This is a genomic window from Stenotrophomonas sp. 63632_Sma (assembly GCF_056482875.1).
The window spans coordinates 1,188,942-1,205,305 of the sequence record NZ_CM151220.1 but is presented as its reverse complement, the minus strand read 5'-3'; the positions used below and the strand labels follow the sequence as shown (position 1 = coordinate 1,205,305).

Annotated in this window: 15 protein-coding genes; 14 read left to right on the top strand and 1 reads right to left on the bottom strand. The window is 66.5% G+C overall.

From position 1 onward, the window contains the following. Positions 1-108: 108 nt before the first annotated feature. The 14 genes from ACZK45_RS05530 (at position 109) to ACZK45_RS05465 (ending at position 15,861) form a co-directional block, all read left to right on the top strand. Complete coding sequence (locus ACZK45_RS05530) at positions 109-1,014, top strand: LysR family transcriptional regulator ArgP (RefSeq protein ID WP_125893762.1); 906 nt, start codon at positions 109-111, stop codon at positions 1,012-1,014. A 183-nt stretch (positions 1,015-1,197) separates the two neighbouring features. Then, entirely contained in the window at positions 1,198-1,644 is a 447-nt protein-coding gene (locus ACZK45_RS05525) for a GNAT family N-acetyltransferase (RefSeq protein ID WP_125893760.1), read from the top strand. A 228-nt stretch (positions 1,645-1,872) separates the two neighbouring features. Further along, positions 1,873-3,573 carry a malate dehydrogenase (quinone) gene (mqo, locus tag ACZK45_RS05520; protein WP_293794346.1) on the top strand — a complete coding sequence of 567 codons (1,701 nt, stop codon included), beginning with the start codon at positions 1,873-1,875 and terminating at the stop codon, positions 3,571-3,573. Between the two features lie 268 nt (positions 3,574-3,841). Beyond that, the gene (locus ACZK45_RS05515; protein WP_125893756.1) at positions 3,842-6,034 is read left to right on the top strand and encodes a TonB-dependent siderophore receptor; all 2,193 of its coding nucleotides are present in this window, start codon (positions 3,842-3,844) and stop codon (positions 6,032-6,034) included. 221 nt (positions 6,035-6,255) lie between these two features. After that, positions 6,256-7,899 carry a malonate decarboxylase subunit alpha gene (gene mdcA, locus ACZK45_RS05510; RefSeq protein ID WP_253145487.1) on the top strand — a complete coding sequence of 548 codons (1,644 nt, stop codon included), beginning with the start codon at positions 6,256-6,258 and terminating at the stop codon, positions 7,897-7,899. A 10-nt stretch (positions 7,900-7,909) separates the two neighbouring features. Next, positions 7,910-8,230, top strand: coding sequence for a malonate decarboxylase acyl carrier protein (mdcC, locus tag ACZK45_RS05505; protein WP_180837932.1), 321 nt, complete (start codon positions 7,910-7,912; stop codon positions 8,228-8,230). Next, positions 8,227-9,135 carry a biotin-independent malonate decarboxylase subunit beta gene (locus ACZK45_RS05500; protein WP_049422772.1) on the top strand — a complete coding sequence of 303 codons (909 nt, stop codon included), beginning with the start codon at positions 8,227-8,229 and terminating at the stop codon, positions 9,133-9,135. Before mdcC ends, ACZK45_RS05500 begins: the two co-directional genes overlap by 4 nt. A 2-nt stretch (positions 9,136-9,137) precedes the next feature. After that, positions 9,138-9,842: a biotin-independent malonate decarboxylase subunit gamma gene (gene mdcE, locus ACZK45_RS05495; RefSeq protein WP_125893798.1), complete on the top strand. Its 705-nt coding sequence runs from the start codon at positions 9,138-9,140 to the stop codon at positions 9,840-9,842. Next, a complete protein-coding gene (gene mdcG / locus ACZK45_RS05490; protein ID WP_329810850.1) occupies positions 9,835-10,476 on the top strand; it encodes a malonate decarboxylase holo-[acyl-carrier-protein] synthase in 642 nt (213 codons plus the stop codon). Before mdcE ends, mdcG begins: the two co-directional genes overlap by 8 nt. Continuing rightward, positions 10,473-11,330, top strand: coding sequence for a triphosphoribosyl-dephospho-CoA synthase MdcB (mdcB, locus tag ACZK45_RS05485; RefSeq protein ID WP_478445565.1), 858 nt, complete (start codon positions 10,473-10,475; stop codon positions 11,328-11,330). The genes mdcG and mdcB overlap by 4 nt, the downstream gene beginning before the upstream one ends. Further along, the gene (mdcH, locus tag ACZK45_RS05480; protein WP_201118385.1) at positions 11,327-12,247 is read left to right on the top strand and encodes a malonate decarboxylase subunit epsilon; all 921 of its coding nucleotides are present in this window, start codon (positions 11,327-11,329) and stop codon (positions 12,245-12,247) included. Before mdcB ends, mdcH begins: the two co-directional genes overlap by 4 nt. A 104-nt stretch (positions 12,248-12,351) precedes the next feature. Then, positions 12,352-13,719 carry an SLC13 family permease gene (locus ACZK45_RS05475; protein ID WP_032127621.1) on the top strand — a complete coding sequence of 456 codons (1,368 nt, stop codon included), beginning with the start codon at positions 12,352-12,354 and terminating at the stop codon, positions 13,717-13,719. A gap of 105 nt (positions 13,720-13,824) precedes the next feature. Then, complete coding sequence (locus ACZK45_RS05470; protein ID WP_057499721.1) at positions 13,825-14,544, top strand: GntR family transcriptional regulator; 720 nt, start codon at positions 13,825-13,827, stop codon at positions 14,542-14,544. A 504-nt stretch (positions 14,545-15,048) separates the two neighbouring features. After that, complete coding sequence (locus ACZK45_RS05465; RefSeq protein ID WP_478445310.1) at positions 15,049-15,861, top strand: IS110 family transposase; 813 nt, start codon at positions 15,049-15,051, stop codon at positions 15,859-15,861. A 33-nt stretch (positions 15,862-15,894) separates the two neighbouring features. Here ACZK45_RS05465 and ACZK45_RS05460 read toward each other — a convergent pair whose 3' ends face one another. After that, positions 15,895-16,227: a hypothetical protein gene (locus ACZK45_RS05460; RefSeq protein WP_125893745.1), complete on the bottom strand. Its 333-nt coding sequence runs from the start codon at positions 16,225-16,227 to the stop codon at positions 15,895-15,897. Positions 16,228-16,364 lie beyond the last annotated feature (137 nt).

The following is a 16,364-nucleotide window of genomic DNA, read 5'->3' as shown; positions in this document are numbered from 1 at the left end:
ACGGTGCCTCGCGAAGGCGGACAGCACCGGAACGAGCGCCATTGTCGCGCCGCAACATGAAAAAGACGAGCTAAACTTCCTAAACCAACATTAGCGGAACTTAATTCGATGCGTATCGACCATGCCCAGCTGCGCGCCCTTGCCGCAGTGATCCGCGAAGGCAGCTTCGACCGCGCCGCGCAGTCGCTGAATGTCACCCCGTCCGCCATCTCGCAGCGGGTCAAGGCGCTGGAGGACCGGATCGGCCGGCTGCTGGTCAAGCGCGGCACCCCGGCCACCGCCACCGCCGAGGGGCAGTTGCTGGTGCAGCTGGCCGAGCAGACCGCCCTGCTCGAGCACGATGCGCTGCACCGGATGGGCCTGGCCGATGAGGACCTGCCGCAAGCCAGTATTCCGGTGGCGGTGAACCACGACAGCCTGGAAACCTGGTTCCCGCAGGCGGCCTACCAGTTCGCGCAGACCACCGGCACTACGCTGGACCTGCGCGTGGAGGACCAGGACCACACCGTCGAACTGCTGCGCCAGGGCACGGTGCTGGGTGCGGTGACCACCCTGGACGAGCCGGTGCAGGGCTGCCAGATCCATGCGCTGGGCAGCATCCGCTACGCCGCCACCTGTACCCCCGAGTTCCGCGAGCGTCATTTCGCCAAGGGCGTGACCGCGCAGGCGCTGGCGCAGGCCCCGGTGCTGGTGTTCAACCGCAAGGACGACATGCAGTCGCGCTTCGCCCGGCGCATGGCCGGCGACGACCTGCCCAGCACCGCGCCGACCTGGTGGATTCCGTCCACGCGCGCCTTCGTGCAGGCCAACCTTGGCGGCATGGGCTGGACGATGAATCCGTTGCCGCTGGTCAAGCGGCACCTGGACGCGGGCCGCCTGGTCTACGTGCGCCAGCGCGCGTGGGAAGACGTGCCGCTGTACTGGCAGCATTGGAAGGGCGACGTGCAAACCATGGCCTTGCTGACCCGCGCGGTGCTGGATGCCTCCTCAGCGCTGGTGCGGCGCAAGCGCTGAGGCAGCCCTGCAAAAAAGGGGACGGAGGGGATTAAGTCGTTTAAGGCCCATAGGACATTCTGGGCAAAGACGACTTAATCCCCTCCGTCCCCTTTTTGCTCCATCCAATCTCCACGAAGTCTCCACACCAGGTCCATGCGCGATGCGGATACTGGTCGGCCGATCACTGCAAGGATGCCCTGCATGCCTGTATTCGTCCGCGATGCGCGCCCCGAAGATGCCGCCGCCTGCATCGACCTGCGCGGGCGCACCCGCGAAAACGCCTTCAGCGCCGCGCAGTTGGCAGAGCTGGGCATCACCGAGGACAGCTGGGCGGCCGGCATCGCCCAGGGCGATTCGATCGGCCGCGTCGCCTGGGAGGGCGAGCGCATGGCCGGTTACTGCTTCGCCGACCGCGACACCGGCGAAGTGCTGGTGCTGGCCCTGCTGCCGGACTACGAAGGCCGTGGCGTCGGTCGGCAGCTGCTGCAGGAAGTGGTCAGCCTGACCCGCGATGCGGGCCATACCCGGCTGTTCCTGGCGTGCTCGGCCGACCCGCGTTCGCGCTCGCATGGCTTCTACCGGCGCCTGGGCTGGCGCCCGACCGGGGAGATCGATGAGGCCGGTGACGAGATTCTGGAGCTGGTCTGATTGAAGGCGTCGCCAGGCATGGCCTGGCGCTACTGGGGCTACGATCGCCAGGCTTGGGCCCGCCGCTCACGTGACGGGGCCGCGAAACGTCGGATGCTGCGTTGCATCAAAAACGGACCGGATCCGGTTAGAATCGCGGATGGATGGCGCAAGGCGTTGTTTCTTCACGCCCTTTCCCTGCCCCACGCGCATCCTGACCCCTTCCCCTCCGCCAACGATCCCGCCCCCATGAAGAAATTTGGCAAGGCCCTGCTCGCCCTGCTCGTGCTGCTGTTGCTGGCCGCCGCGCTGTTCCTGTACTGGCCGCTGACCCAGCGCTCGGTGCCCGCCGCCAGCAACGACAAGCCCGTCGACGTTGTGCTGGTCGGCGCCGGCATCATGAGCATCACCCTGGCCACCTACCTGCAGGAACTGCAGCCGGACTGGAACATCCAGGTCTACGAACGCCTCGACGGCGTCGCCGGTGAAAGCTCCGACGGCTGGAACAACGCCGGCACGGGCCACTCGGCCTTCGCCGAACTGAACTACACCCCCGAACTGCCCGACGGCAGCATCGAGACCAAGCGCGCGGTCGGCATCGCCGAATCGTTCGAGGTCTCGCGCCAGTTCTGGTCGCACCAGGTGAAGGAAGGCCGGCTGAGCCAGCCCAGCGACTTCATCAACCCGACCCCGCACATGAGCTTCGTCTGGGGCGATGACAACATCGCCTACCTGCACAAGCGCCAGCAGGCCCTGGTGAAGAATCCGCTGTTCTACGGCATGCAGTACTCCGAGGATCCGGCCCAGATCAAGCAGTGGGCCCCGCTGCTGATGGAAGGCCGTGACCCGAAGCAGAAGGTTGCCGCAACCTGGATGCCGCTGGGCACCGACGTCAACTTCGGCGTGATCACCCGCCAGCTGACCGCCGGCCTGCAGCGCAGCCCGAACTTCAGCCTGCACCTCAACCACGAAGTGAGCGCGCTGCGGCAGAACGCCGACAAGAGCTGGAACGTGACGGTGAAGGACCTCAAGGCCGGCACCGAGTCCACCACCCACGCCCGCTTCGTGTTCATCGGTGCCGGTGGCGCTGCACTGAAGCTGCTGCAGATGTCCGGCATTCCGGAATCGAAGGACTACGCCGGCTTCCCGGTCGGTGGCCAGTTCCTCGCCTTCCAGGGCCAGGACGTGACCTCGCGCCACGGCGTGAAGGCCTACGGCATGGCCGAGACCGGTTCGCCGCCGATGTCGGTGCCGCACCTGGATGCGCGCAAGCTGGACGGCAAGCCGGTGGTCCTGTTCGGGCCGTTCGCGCTGTACAGCACCAAGTTCCTCAAGCACGGCTCGTGGTGGGACCTGTACTCGTCGGTGAACCACAACAACGTCGGCCCGATGCTGGAAGTGGGCAAGGACAACCTGGACCTGGTGCAGTACCTGATGGGCCAGGCGCGCCTGAACGATGCCGACCGCCAGGCCGAGCTGGTCAAGTACTTCCCCAATGCCAAGCCGGGCGACTGGAAGCTGGTCACCGCTGGCCAGCGCGTGCAGATCATCAAGCGTGATCCGTTGAAGGGCCCGGTGCTGCAGTTCGGTACCGAGATCGTGACCGACAAGGATCACACCATCGCCGCCCTGCTCGGTGCCTCGCCGGGTGCATCGACCTCGCCGCCGATCATGCTGGACCTGATGGCCAAGGCCTTCCCGGACCAGATGAAGGCCGGCTGGGAAACCCGCCTGCGCGAGATCGTGCCGTCGTACGGGCGCAAGCTCAACGACAACGCCGCGCTGGTCAACGAGATCCGCACGCTGACCAGTCAGACCCTGCGCCTGCCGTACCTGGAGGTGCCGGTGGACGCGAACGCGGCGGCGCCGGTGCCGGCAGCGGTTCCTGCAGCGGCTCCGGCACCGGCCAAGGAAAAGCGCAACGCCAACGAGGAACTGCAGGCGCTGTAAGCCTGGCAGATTCCCTGCAGCAGACACTGACGGCCACCTTCGGGTGGCCGTTCGCGTTTGGGCCGCTCCCTGCTGCAGAAAGCGATGCCCGGCGCCGGGAATCCTATGCAAAATGACGCGAATTGTAATGTTGTTAAGAATTATTTACATTTGCGTCCTGCGCAGTGACCGCGCCCCTCCCAGATGGACCTGATGTGCCCGAAGCCGCCGCCCCGGGTGCTGGACGACTGTTGCCGCCCCCTTCCCGTCTCCGAGCTTCGAACCCACCATGTCCCTGACGTTCCGTAACCGCCTGCCCCGCCGTGCGCTGCTGCCGGCTGCCCTGCTCTCTTCGCTCGCGCTGGTCGCGTCTCCGGCGTTCGCCGAGGCCGCCGCCGATGCATCCGATGCCAAGACCCTGGACCGGGTCAGCGTCCGTGCCGAGCAGTCCGCTCCGCCATCCAGCACCACCCGCCTGCCGATCACACTGCAGGAAACCCCGCAGTCGGCCACTGCGATCAGCCTGAAGCGCCTGCAGGACGAGTCGCTGTTCAGCATCAACGACGTGATGCGCAACGTCACCGGCGTCAGCGTGTCCTTCTATGACACCCAGCGCCCGCTGTACTACGCACGCGGCTTCGCCATCACCGACTTCCAGGTCGATGGCATTCCCACCTACAGCGGTTCCACCAACCAGGAATACGACACCGCTTTCTACGACCGCATCGAAGTGATCCGCGGTGCCAACGGCCTGCTCAGCGGCGCCGGCGTGCCGTCGGCCACCGTCAACCTGCTGCGCAAGCGGCCGGGCAAGGAGTTCGATGCCTCGTTCGCGATCAGCGCCGGCAGCTGGGACTATCGACGCATGGAGGCGGACGTGACCGCGCCGCTGACCGATGACGGCCGTTTCCGCAGCCGCGTGGTCGCCGCCTATACCGATCGTGGCCTGTATTACGACCGCTACGACGAGAACAAGATGGCCGGCATGGCGGTGCTGGAAGGCGACGTCACCGACAGCACCACGATCACCCTCGGTTACCAGAGCCAGGACAACAATCCGACCGGCTCGACCTGGGGCACCGTGCCGTTCTTCGACAACCAGGGCAATTTCGCGCACCTGCCGCGCTCGACCAACCTGTCGCCGAAGTGGAGCTACTGGAAGCGCGAGAGCAACACTGCCTTCGCCAACCTGGAACAGCGCTTCGGCGACAACTGGCTGCTGAAGATCAACACCGCCTACACCCGTGGCAATGTGCAGAACGTGCGCCTGTACGGCACCGGCAACCCGGACCCGGTGACCGGCTCGGGCATCTTCCTGCGCGCGGCCGCCGGTGATTCGAGGGACACCCGGCGCAACGTCGATGCTTACCTGACCGGAAGCTTCGATCTGTTCGGCCGCGACCACGATGTGACCCTCGGCGCACAGTGGTCGGACCTGGAAGGCACCACCAACACCCTGGCGCTGAACTTCCCGAACGATTGGGCACGCTGCGGCGGCGAACGCTGCTACTACATTCCCAACGTGTACAGCTGGAACGGCGACATCTCCGAGGTCACCTACCGCCGTACCGGCGCGCGCCGCGTGGCCAAGACCACGCAGAGTGGCGTCTATCTGGCCACCCGCCTGCGCCTGGCCGATCCGCTGTCGCTGATTGCCGGCGCACGCCTGAGCCGCTGGGAAACCCTCAGCCGCTCCTACAACGCCGCAGGCGCCTACACCGGCACCAGCGGCGCGTACAAGGTGAGCGATGAAGTCACTCCCTACGTGGGCCTGGTCTACGACATCACCCCGAACGTCTCGGCGTACGCCAGCTACACCGAGATCTTCAACCCGCAGAACTTCAAGGACCGCAACGAGAACCTGCTGGCGCCAGTACAGGGCTCGAACCTGGAAGCGGGCATCAAGACGCAGTGGTTCGATGGCCGCCTGACCGCCAATGCCGCCGTGTTCGAAGCCAAGCAGGACAACTACGCGGTGCGTGACATGGGCGTGCCGGAGGGTTCGCTGAGCGATGGCACCTCCGCCTACGTCGGCGTCAACGGCACCAAGGCGCGCGGTTGGGAGATGGACGTCAACGGCGAGATCCTGCCGGGCTGGACGGTCAACGCCGGCTATACCCACGTCAAGGTCACCCGCGCCGCCACCGATCTGCTGTACGCCAACCCGCCGAAGGACCTGCTGCAGCTCAACACCCAGCTGCAGCTGCGCGGCGCGCTGGAGCGCCTGAGCATCGGCGGTGGCGTGCAGTGGCAGAGCAAGGTGCAGGGCTACAACATCGCCTACCCGCTGGGCGGCACGGTGACGGTGAACCAGCCGGCCTACATGCTGGTCCAGTTCAACGCCAACTACCGCATCAGCGACAACTGGACGGCAACGCTGAGCGTGCGCAACGCGCTGGACAAGACCTACTGGGCGAATCTGGACTACAACAACTACGGCGAACCGCGCTTCGTGTCGGCCAGCCTGCGCTGGAAGTTCTGAGCCACCAGAAACGGTAGTGCCGGCCGCTGGCCGGCTCCAAGCGATGCATCGATGACGCGGAGCCGCCAGCGGCCGGCACTACCCCGATCGATGCGGGTCATCCTCCATTTCAATCTGAATGGGCCCGCCTTCGCGCGGGCCCTTCTTTTTGCTGCAGTGCGGGTTGCATGCCCGAATGTAATTATGCCGTAATTACATCGACACCAATCGGAAGCCGGTCGATGAACCCGAGCTGGGATACGTTGGAACGCAGCCGCCAGGCCCGCCTGGAACGTGCCGCGCCGTGGGCCCGGGGACGTGAGGTCGCCGCCACCGACGTGGGCGAGCTGCTGCACGCACTGCTGGAGCCAGGCGACAAGGTCTGCCTGGAGGGCAACAACCAGAAACAGGCCGATTTCCTCGCCCAGTGCCTGGCCGACCTTGACCCGGCCCGGGTGCACGACCTGCACATGGTGCAGTCGGTGCTGTCTCTGCCGTCGCACCTGGATGTATTCGAGCGTGGCATCGCCTCGAAGCTGGACTTCTCGTTCTCCGGCCCGCAATCGGTGCGGCTGGCCAATCTGGTGGCCGAAGGGCGCATCCAGATCGGTGCCATCCACACCTACCTCGAACTGTTCGGCCGCTACTTCATCGACCTGACCCCACGCGTGGCGCTGGTCGCCGCGCAGGCCGCCGATCGCCACGGCAATCTCTACACCGGCCCGAACACCGAAGACACCCCGGTCATCGTCGAGGCCACCGCGTTCGGTGGCGGCATCGTCATCGCCCAGGTCAACGAGATCGTCGACACCCTCCCCCGCGTCGACATCCCTGCTGACTGGGTCAACTTCGTGGTGCAGGCGCCGAAGCCGAACCATATCGAACCGCTGTTCACCCGCGACCCGGCGCAGATCTCCGAGATCCAGGTGCTGATGGCGATGATGGCGATCAAGGGCATCTACGCCGAGTACGGCGTCAACCGCCTCAACCATGGCATCGGCTTCGATACCGCCGCCATCGAACTGCTGCTCCCCACCTACGCCGAATCGCTCGGCTTGAAGGGAAAGATCTGCCAGCACTGGGCCCTCAATCCACACCCCGCACTGATTCCGGCGATCGAATCGGGCTTCGTCAAATCGGTGCATTCGTTCGGTTCCGAACTGGGCATGGAGAACTACATCGCCGCACGCAGCGATGTGTTCTTCACCGGTGCCGATGGCTCGATGCGCTCCAACCGCGCGTTCTCTCAGACCGCCGGCCTGTATGCCTGCGACATGTTCATCGGTTCCACCCTGCAGATCGACCTGCAGGGCAACAGCTCCACCGCCACGCGCGACCGCATCGCAGGCTTCGGTGGCGCACCGAACATGGGCTCAGATGCACGTGGCCGCCGCCATGCCAGCGAGGCCTGGGTCAAGGCCGGCCAGCAGGCCGCACGCCCCGGTGAGATGCCGCGTGGCCGCAAGTTGGTGGTGCAGATGGTGGAAACCTTCCGCGAACACATGGCACCGGCCTTCGTCGATCGGCTGGACGCCTGGGAGCTGGCCGAGCGCGCGGACATGCCGCTGCCACCGGTGATGATCTATGGCGACGACGTCAGCCATGTACTGACCGAAGAAGGCATCGCCAACCTGCTGCTGTGCCGCACCCCTGAAGAGCGCGAACAGGCGATCCGCGGCGTGTCCGGCTATACCGCCGTGGGCATGGGACGCGACCGCGCGATGGTGGAGAACCTGCGCGACCGCGGCGTGATCCGCCGTCCCGATGACCTCGGCATCTCCGTGCGCGATGCCAGCCGTGACCTGCTTGCGGCGCGTTCGGTGAAGGACCTGGTGCGCTGGTCAGGCGGCCTGTACGACCCGCCCAAGCGCTTCCGCAACTGGTAAGGGGCTGAGCATGGAAACCCTCGACTATCGATTCGAAGGACACACGGCGGTGCAGTTTCCGCGCGATGCAATGCTGGTCGGCGTACTGGCCTCGGGCAACCTGGAAATCCTGCTGGAACCGGCCGCACTGGACGGCGCGATGATGGTGCGCATCATCACCGCCGCGCAGGGCTTTGGCCGCGTCTGGGAGGCGGTGATCGGTGATTTCGCACAGCGCCATCCACTGCGCGATGTACGCGTCTCGATCAACGATGCCGGTGCGACCCCGGCGGTGGTCAGCCTGCGCCTGGACCAGGCAGTGGAAACCCTGCTTGCTGGAGATCCACGATGAGCCGGACGCAGCGCCACAGTTACTACGAAGCCGATGCACGCGAGCGCATCGCCGGCCTGGCCGACGCCGGCTCGTTCCGTGAATTCCTCGGCCCGGCGCGGCGGATGATGAGCCCGCACCTGGCACAGCTCGACCAGCCCGCGGCGTTCGACGACGGCATCGTTGTCGGCGAAGCCACACTGCGCGGCCGACGCGTGCTGCTGGCCGCACAGCAGGGTGAATTCATGGGCGGCGGCGTGGGCGAGGTGCACGGCGCCAAGTTGACCGGGCTGCTGCACCGTGCAGCGGAAACCCGACCTGACGGTGTGCTGCTGCTGCTCGATACCGGTGGCGTGCGCCTGCACGAAGCCAATGCAGGGCTCATCGCCATTTCCGAGATCATGCGCGCCACGCTGGATGCGCGCGCTGCAGGCGTCCCCGTGGTGGCGCTGATCGGCAGCGGCAACGGCGCGTTCGGTGGCATGGGCATCGTCGCCCGCTGCTGCAGCACCGTGGTCATGTCCGAGGAAGGCAGGCTGTCGCTGTCCGGACCGGAAGTGATCGAAACCGTTCGCGGCGTGGAGGAATTCGATTCCCGCGATCGCGCACTGGTCTGGCGCGTAACGGGAGGCAAGCACCGCTACCTGATCGACCAGGCACAGGTGCTGGTGCCCGATGCCATCGAGGCCTTCGCGCAGGCGGCCAGCAACGCGCTGCAGCCTGATACCAGCAGCACCGATCCAGATACTGCACTGGCCGCGCTGCAGGAACGCCATGCGGCACTGAAGGCGCGCGTGCAGGCCTGGGGCGATTGCCGCGATGGCCTGGAGATCTGGGCGCGGCTGGGTATCACTGCCCCCGAGCGACTGCCGCTGCTCGACACCGATGCGTTCCTCATCGCCACCGCCGACCGGAGCCTGCCATGAGCATGCCGCTGCAGACCCTGCTCGATGCCCTGTTCCCGCATGGGCATGCCATTGCCGTGAACGATTCGGTGCTGACCGGCAGCGCCACCACCGAGGATGGCGAGGTGACCGTGATCGGTACCGCCGACAAACTCGAAGTCGGCGTGGACCACGCATTGGCACTGGCCGAAACCGTGCTTGCCAGCACCGCCGCGCTTCCACAGCGACCGATCGTGATGCTGGTGGACACCGCTGGCCAGCGCCTGGCGCGGCGCGACGAACTGCTTGGCATCAACGGCTGTTTCGCGCATCTGGCACAGACGCTGGATCTCGCGCGTCGACGTGGCGCGCGGCTTGTCACGCTGGTCTATGGTGAATCCGTCAGTGGCGGCTTCCTCTCATTCGGCCTGATGGCCGACCACATCCACGCCCTGCCCGATGCACAGGTGCGGGTGATGGACCTGCGCGCGATGGCACGGGTGACCAAGCAACCGCTGGAGAAACTGCAGGCACTCAGCCAGAGCTCGCCGGTGTTCGCGCCGGGCGTGGAGAACTACGTGGCGATGGGTGCGGTGGAATCGCTGTGGGAGGGGGATCTTGCCCAGCACTTGCTGCAGGCGCTGCGCACGCCCGCCGAAGGCGACCTGCGTGCCGCACGCGGCGCACAGCGCGGCGGTCGTGCCCTGGCGGCAGGGGTTTCGACTGCGGTGGCCCACGGCGATGCCTGAGCGGCCCGCCCGCCACACGCTGGCCTGGCTGTCGGCCGATGCCGACTGGCGGGCTGACGTGACTGCACAGGAACCACGCCTGGCAGCGTGGTTCGCGCAGGGCCTGCCGGCCATGGTGGCGCGCTGTGCGGCGGACGACCCCGACCCTCGGCTGCGCCTGGGGGTACCGCTACCGCCAAGCGAAGGCAAGCAACGGCTGGCGCTGCGCGTGGCCCTGCAGGACGTCCAGCAGCTGCAGCCTCCCCCTCCCTTGGATCACGTTCTCGCCGGCGGCGTTCCGGCGGATTGGCAGGCGGCGTTGCAGGCAATGCTGCGGCTTGCACCAGCCCGCGTATTCGGCGCCTTCGCATGGCAGCACCTCAGCGGACTGCCCTATGTGCACCCGCGCTCGGACATCGACCTGCTGTGGCAGGTGGATGACGCGCGCCAGGCCGACCTGCTGGTCGAACGCCTGCAGCACTGGGAAAGCGCCTACGGGCATCGCGTAGATGGCGAACTGTGCCTGGTGGATGGTGGCGCGGTGAACTGGCGCGAATACGCCGGTCGCAGCCGCGAAGTACTGGTCAAACGCATTGATGGTGCCGCTCTGGAACTGCGCGAGGCCTTGTTCAACGCCACTGGAGTTGTCGCATGAACGCTGTCGTGAAGCGCGTCGCCCGGTCCACCCCGGCGGTGGACAGCGCGCGCCTGGGGCGCCTTGCCATCGCCAGCCTGCACGCCGAACTGGCCCTTGCCCCCAAACCGGGACTGGTTACACCGTTCGATCGCGGCAGCCACCACGACATGGATGCCGGCACCTTCCTGCGCAGCCTGTTCGCGTTGCGCCACTATTTCATCGCCGTGGCCGACGCCGGTGCCGGCGCGGCGCCGTTCCAGACGCTGCGCCGGCATGGCATCGCCGCCGAGATATCGATGCTGAACGCCACTGCGGGCATCAACACCCATCGCGGTGCGATCTTCAGCCTTGGCCTGCTGGTGGCCGCGTCCGCTGCCTGCTGGGGCCGCGCGGGCCGTGTCGCCGCAGCCGAGCAGGTCTGCCAGGAAGTGCGCCGTTGGGCGCCCGAGCTCGCCGACGCGCCTCTGGATGCGAACAGCCCTGGCCAGCGCGCGCGTGCACGGCACGGCGTGCAAGGTGTGCGCGAACAAGCGGCCGCCGGCTACCCGCTGCTGCGCGAAGTGGCACTGCCTGCCCTGCGCCACGCACTGGCCAGCGGCCTGCCACGCGAGGCCGCGATGTGCCAGACCCTGATGCAGCTGATCGCGTGCGTGGATGACCTCAACCTGCTGCACCGCGGCGGCGCCGACGGCCTGCGCTGGGCCCAGCGGCAGGCACGCACCTTCCTGGACGCCGGTGGCACCTTCGCGCCGGACTGGCAGGTACATCTGCGTCGCATCGGTGACGGCTTCGTCATGCGCCGGCTGAGCCCGGGCGGCAGCGCAGACCTGTTGGCCTGCAGCGTGTTCCTGCTGCAGCAGGAGCAGGCATGAGCCTGGCCCTGCTCTGCCCTGGCCAAGGCGCGCAGCACGCGGCGATGTTCGATCGCGTGCGCGATCTGGCTGCCGCGCGGCCGGTGCTCGATGCCACGAGCGAACTGCTCGGCCGCGATGTATTCGCCGCTGCGGCGGCCGACGACCGCTTCGACAATGTGCGGGCGCAACCACTGCTGTGCGCAGCAAGCCTGGCGCATTGGCAGGGCCTGCGCGAGGTATTGCCAACGCCGACGGTGATCGCGGGTTACAGCATCGGCGAGCTGGCCGCACATGCCATCGCCGGCGGCGTCGATGCGGCCACCTGCCTTGCCCTGGCTGCGCAGCGCGCGCTGTTGATGGACAGTGCCAGCCCCGCCGATGCAGGCCTGCAGGCAGTGCTTGGCCTGGAACGCCATGTACTGCAGCCGCTGTGCGATCTGCACGGAGCGCACGTGGCCATCGCCAACGGGCAGGACCATTTCATCGTTGGCGGCACGCACGCCTCATTGCAGCGGCTGGCCGATGCCGCGCGGCCGCAGGGTGCGGACATCCGTCCACTGCCGGTGCACGTGCCTGCACACACACCGTTGCTGGCAGCGGCGGTCGCACCGTTCGCTGCCGCACTCGACGCCTCGCCACTGCAGGCCCCACGCCTGCCGCTGCTGGCCGGCATCGATGCGCGACCGGTGCGGGATCGCGCAACGGCAGTCCACACGCTGTCGGCGCAGCTCGCGCAGACCATCGAATGGGCGCAGGTGATGCGCCAGGCCTTCGAGCGTGGCGCGCGGGTGTTCCTGCAGCTGGGCCCGGGCAACGCATTGGCGCGCATGGTCGCGCCGGCCTATCCGTGCTGCGAGGTGCGCGCGGTGGAAGAGTTCCAGAGCCTTGAAGGCGCCGCGGCGTGGGTCCGCAGCGCGCTGGAGAGGCTGCAGTAACGGGTTCGAGCAGTACGTATCACGCAACACGCAGTACGTCGCCTTACCCCGGGATGGCGGGTCTCCATCCGCGCTGTACGTGAGTCACGTGTCTGGGAGGGCGCATGAGTCCACAAATCGCAACGATCATCGGTCTGGTGATCATGTTCATCGTCGCCACCGCGATGCCGATCAACATGGGTGCCGTCGCCTTCGCGCTGGCCTTCATCATCGGCGGACTGTGGGTCGACATGGGGGGCAAAGAGGTGCTGGCCGGCTTCCCCGGCGATCTGTTCCTGACCCTGGTCGGCATCACCTATCTGTTCGCCATCGCGCAGAAGAACGGCACCATCGACCTGCTGGTGCACTGGGCAGTGAAAGCCGTGCGCGGCCATATCGTGGCCATTCCGTGGGTGATGTTCGTGATCACCGCGGTCCTCACTGCGTTCGGTGCACTGGGCCCGGCGGCGGTCGCGATCATCGGTCCGGTCGCGCTGCGCTTTGCCAAGCAGTACAACATCAACCCGTTGATGATGGGCCTGCTGGTGATCCATGGCGCACAGGCGGGCGGCTTCTCGCCGATCAGCGTATACGGCAGCATCACCAACGGCGTGGTGCAGAAAGCCGGGCTGGAAGTGACCGAGATGGCGGTGTTCCTGACCAGTCTGGGCTTCAACTTCATGATGGCGACGATCTGCTTCTTCGCCTTTGGTGGCATCGCCCTGCTGCGCCGTGGCTCGATCACCGCAGCAGGAACACTCGGCAATGCCGAGCTGGCGATGGCCGGTGGCCCGCAGGCGTCGTCGCGCCAGTTCGCGATCGAAGGTCATGGCGCGCTGGTCGCGGCAGGCGGCGGCACGCTCAGCAATGATCCGGTGGCACTGGATGCGGTGAACCTGACCCGCGAGCGGTTGTTCACCCTGATCGGCCTGCTCGGCCTGGGCGTGGCCGCGCTGATCTACAACCTCAACGTCGGCCTGGTCTCGATCACCGTGGCGGTGGCGCTGGCGCTGTTGTCCCCGCAGAGCCAGAAGGGTGCGGTCGATGGCATCAGCTGGTCCACCGTGCTGCTGATCTGCGGCGTGGTGACCTACATCGGCGTGCTGGAACATGCCGGCGCGGTGGACTTCATCGGCAACGGTGTCTCCGACATCGGCATCCCGCTGCTCGGAGCGCTGCTGGTCTGCTATGTCGGCGGCATCGTCTCCGCATTCGCTTCGTCGGCAGCGGTACTCGGCGCGACGATTCCATTGGCGGTGCCATTCCTGATGCAGGGTCACCTCAGCGCCGCCGGCGTGATCTGCGCGCTGGCGGTGTCATCCACCATCGTCGATGTCAGCCCGTTCTCGACCAATGGCGCACTGGTGGTGGCCTCGGCCGCGAAGGAAGAGCGCGAGACCCTGTTCCGCCGCTTCCTGGTCTACAGCGGCCTGGTGGTTGCGCTCGGACCGCTGCTGGCCTGGCTGGTGTTCGTGGTGCCGGGCTGGATGTAACCGCCCAGCGGTAGTGCCGACCGCTGGCCGGCACTCTCATGAAGCCATCCAGCGATCATGGGTTGCCGGCCAGCGGCCGGCACTACCTGGCGGTACACTTCCACCATGGCCATTGCCCCTGCCCCGCGGTCACCGAAGAAGCGCGCACCTCTGTACGAAGAGGTGGCCGAACACGTGCGCGAGCGCATCTACGATTACCGGCTGCCGCCGGGAGAATGGATCGACGAGCCCGCGCTGTGCGAGGAACTGGGCATCAGCCGCACGCCGCTGCGCGAGGCGCTGAAGCTGCTGGCCGCCGAAGGCCTGGTGCAGATCGATGCGGGTCGTGGCAGCCGGGTCACGCGACTGACGCTGGAAGACCTCAACCAGCTGTTCCCGGTGATGGCGATGCTGGAAGGCCGCTGCGCGCATGAGGCGGTGAAGCACATCGACGATGCAGGCGTGCAGCAGTTGGAAGACCTGCATGCAGCGATGGAAACCGCGGCGGCCGAGGGCAACATCGCCGAGTACTACCGCAACAACTACCTGATCCACGAAACCGTGCAGCATTACGCGGGCAACCCGTGGCTGATCCGCATCACCCACGACCTGCACCGCATCCTGAAGATGCATCGTGGCCGTCAGCTGCTGACCCCGGGTCGCACCGCGCAGTCGCTGGCCGAACACCGCGAGCTGATGGAATGCTTCCGCCGCCGCGACGCGCAGGCTGCCGAACGCACCATGGAACGCCACCTGCTGAGCCAGGGCCAGGCGCTGGCCGCCTATGTGGCGGCGGGCGGGCTGTTGAACGTGCCGGCGCCGTTGCCGACCGAAGGCGGCGGCTGAGCTGTTGGGGTTGCCGGCCAGCGGCCGGCACTACCGGCCGCAGCCAACCGCTGTTCTGTAGAGTCGAGCCATGCTCGACTGCCTTTCGATCAGGCACCGCGGCGTTGGAGCGAAGTGCAGTCGAGCATGGCTTGTATGTTCCTCCCGGCTCCTACGCGGTATGTAGGAGCCAGGGTGGAGGGACCGTCAAGCATGCATCTGCGGATACTAGCCGACAGACGAGTCGAGCGATCCCCATCCCGCACACGAACGTCGATAAAGGATCGTACGGCCCCCAAAGGGGATCGTCGATGTAGGCAAGCTAACGTCGGTGCGGTACCACCCCAGCCCCTTAAAGATAGCTGGGAGCCGTACAAATGTCTGATTCTCTCGATATTGGCGTGGACGTGGACTCCAAGGAGTTCGTACCGGCAGTGGCCGACCGCAAGGCCGGCGACAGGATCGCCAACACCCGGGCAGATAGCCCAGTGGCTCAACACCTTGCCCCAGCGATGCCGGATTGGCATGGAGGCGACGGGGCGGTACTACGAGTTGTTGGCTCGGATGGCTGGCCAGGCAGGCCACGTTGTCTATGTGATCAATCCACGTCTGATCAAGTACTACGGCCGGGCGACGGGCTCGCGTGGCAAGACGGACGCCATGGACGCCGAAGCGATCGCCCGGTACGTGAAGAAGGAGAGCGATCGCCTGCGTGAATACGTACCGCGTACCGACGAGCAGCAGCAGATGCACGATTTGCTGCGCAAGCGGCAGACGCTGGTAAAGACACGCGCGCGCCTGGAGCAATCCTTCGGGGTAAGCAAAAGTGCCCCCGGGGAGCTGTCAGATCTGTTCTGCGCTCTGGCTGGGACGCTGTCCGAGCTGGAAAGCGAACTGCAGCGCTTGGGTCGCGATGGAGAGCATGGCGCGCTCTACAAGCGCCTGTTGACCATCCCTGGTATCGGCCCTGCCGTCGCCGCTCACCTGATCTACTACATGACGCGCTGGCCGTTGGCCAACGCCAACGCGTGGATCGCCTGCACCGGCCTGGATCCCCGGCCCAACGAGTCTGGCGGCAGAACGGGACGGCGTCGGCTGTCCAAACAGGGCGCGCCAGTGCTGCGCCAGATGCTCTACATGGCCGCAATGGGGCTCAAGCGGTGTCGCCGGGGGCAACCGCTCTACGACGAGCTGTCAAAACGCGGTCACCCCAGCACCGCCGTCTTCAACATCCTGGCCAGAAAGCTGGCCAGGATCGCCTGGGGTGTCTTCAAAAGCGGCCGGGACTTCGATCCGGCCATGCTGAAGGTGGGTCAAGCCTGCTTCCAGCAGGCTTGACCACGAACATAGGATCTCGACTCTACAGAGACCTCAATCGCTGCAGCTGCCACCACCACCGTCACCGCTGCCGCCGTCGCTTCCACAGTCGGAGCTGCTGTAGCTGTGATGACTGTGGCTGTCCCCGGAATAGCCACCGGAGAAATCGGCGGGCCCACCGCCACTGCCATCGCTCCGCGCGGGTGAGCCATCGGCCGTGGCCACTGCCATGCACAGGATCGCACCGACCAGCGGCAGCAGCCAGACCAGCAGCAGCTGCACCGTCCGGCCGCCCGCCGACAGGCCATCACGCCTGACGATCACCACGGTAGCCACCACGTTCAGGCCCAGCACCAGCAGGACCAGCAGAAGGGCAACGATCAGCATTCGGCGACTCCGTGCCTGGACTGGAGGCATTATGGCCTTCCACCCCGATGTTGGCCCTGCCTGTCATGAAGATGGGACAATGTAGGGCGCGCCGGCCTGCCTCCGGGCCGCCGGCGCCCCCCGCACCACACGGAAGA

Coding starts and splice junctions, on each gene's coding strand:
- ACZK45_RS05515 (WP_125893756.1), top strand. CDS start 3,842: ATGTCCCTGACGTTCCGTAACCGCCTGCCCCGCCGTGCGCTGCTGCCG.
- ACZK45_RS05470 (WP_057499721.1), top strand. CDS start 13,825: ATGGCCATTGCCCCTGCCCCGCGGTCACCGAAGAAGCGCGCACCTCTG.
- ACZK45_RS05475 (WP_032127621.1), top strand. CDS start 12,352: ATGAGTCCACAAATCGCAACGATCATCGGTCTGGTGATCATGTTCATC.
- ACZK45_RS05530 (WP_125893762.1), top strand. CDS start 109: ATGCGTATCGACCATGCCCAGCTGCGCGCCCTTGCCGCAGTGATCCGC.
- mdcB (WP_478445565.1), top strand. CDS start 10,473: ATGAACGCTGTCGTGAAGCGCGTCGCCCGGTCCACCCCGGCGGTGGAC.
- ACZK45_RS05525 (WP_125893760.1), top strand. CDS start 1,198: ATGCCTGTATTCGTCCGCGATGCGCGCCCCGAAGATGCCGCCGCCTGC.
- mdcH (WP_201118385.1), top strand. CDS start 11,327: ATGAGCCTGGCCCTGCTCTGCCCTGGCCAAGGCGCGCAGCACGCGGCG.
- mdcE (WP_125893798.1), top strand. CDS start 9,138: ATGCCGCTGCAGACCCTGCTCGATGCCCTGTTCCCGCATGGGCATGCC.
- mdcC (WP_180837932.1), top strand. CDS start 7,910: ATGGAAACCCTCGACTATCGATTCGAAGGACACACGGCGGTGCAGTTT.
- mqo (WP_293794346.1), top strand. CDS start 1,873: ATGAAGAAATTTGGCAAGGCCCTGCTCGCCCTGCTCGTGCTGCTGTTG.
- ACZK45_RS05500 (WP_049422772.1), top strand. CDS start 8,227: ATGAGCCGGACGCAGCGCCACAGTTACTACGAAGCCGATGCACGCGAG.
- mdcG (WP_329810850.1), top strand. CDS start 9,835: ATGCCTGAGCGGCCCGCCCGCCACACGCTGGCCTGGCTGTCGGCCGAT.
- mdcA (WP_253145487.1), top strand. CDS start 6,256: ATGAACCCGAGCTGGGATACGTTGGAACGCAGCCGCCAGGCCCGCCTG.
- ACZK45_RS05460 (WP_125893745.1), bottom strand. CDS start 16,227: ATGCTGATCGTTGCCCTTCTGCTGGTCCTGCTGGTGCTGGGCCTGAAC.
- ACZK45_RS05465 (WP_478445310.1), top strand. CDS start 15,049: ATGGAGGCGACGGGGCGGTACTACGAGTTGTTGGCTCGGATGGCTGGC.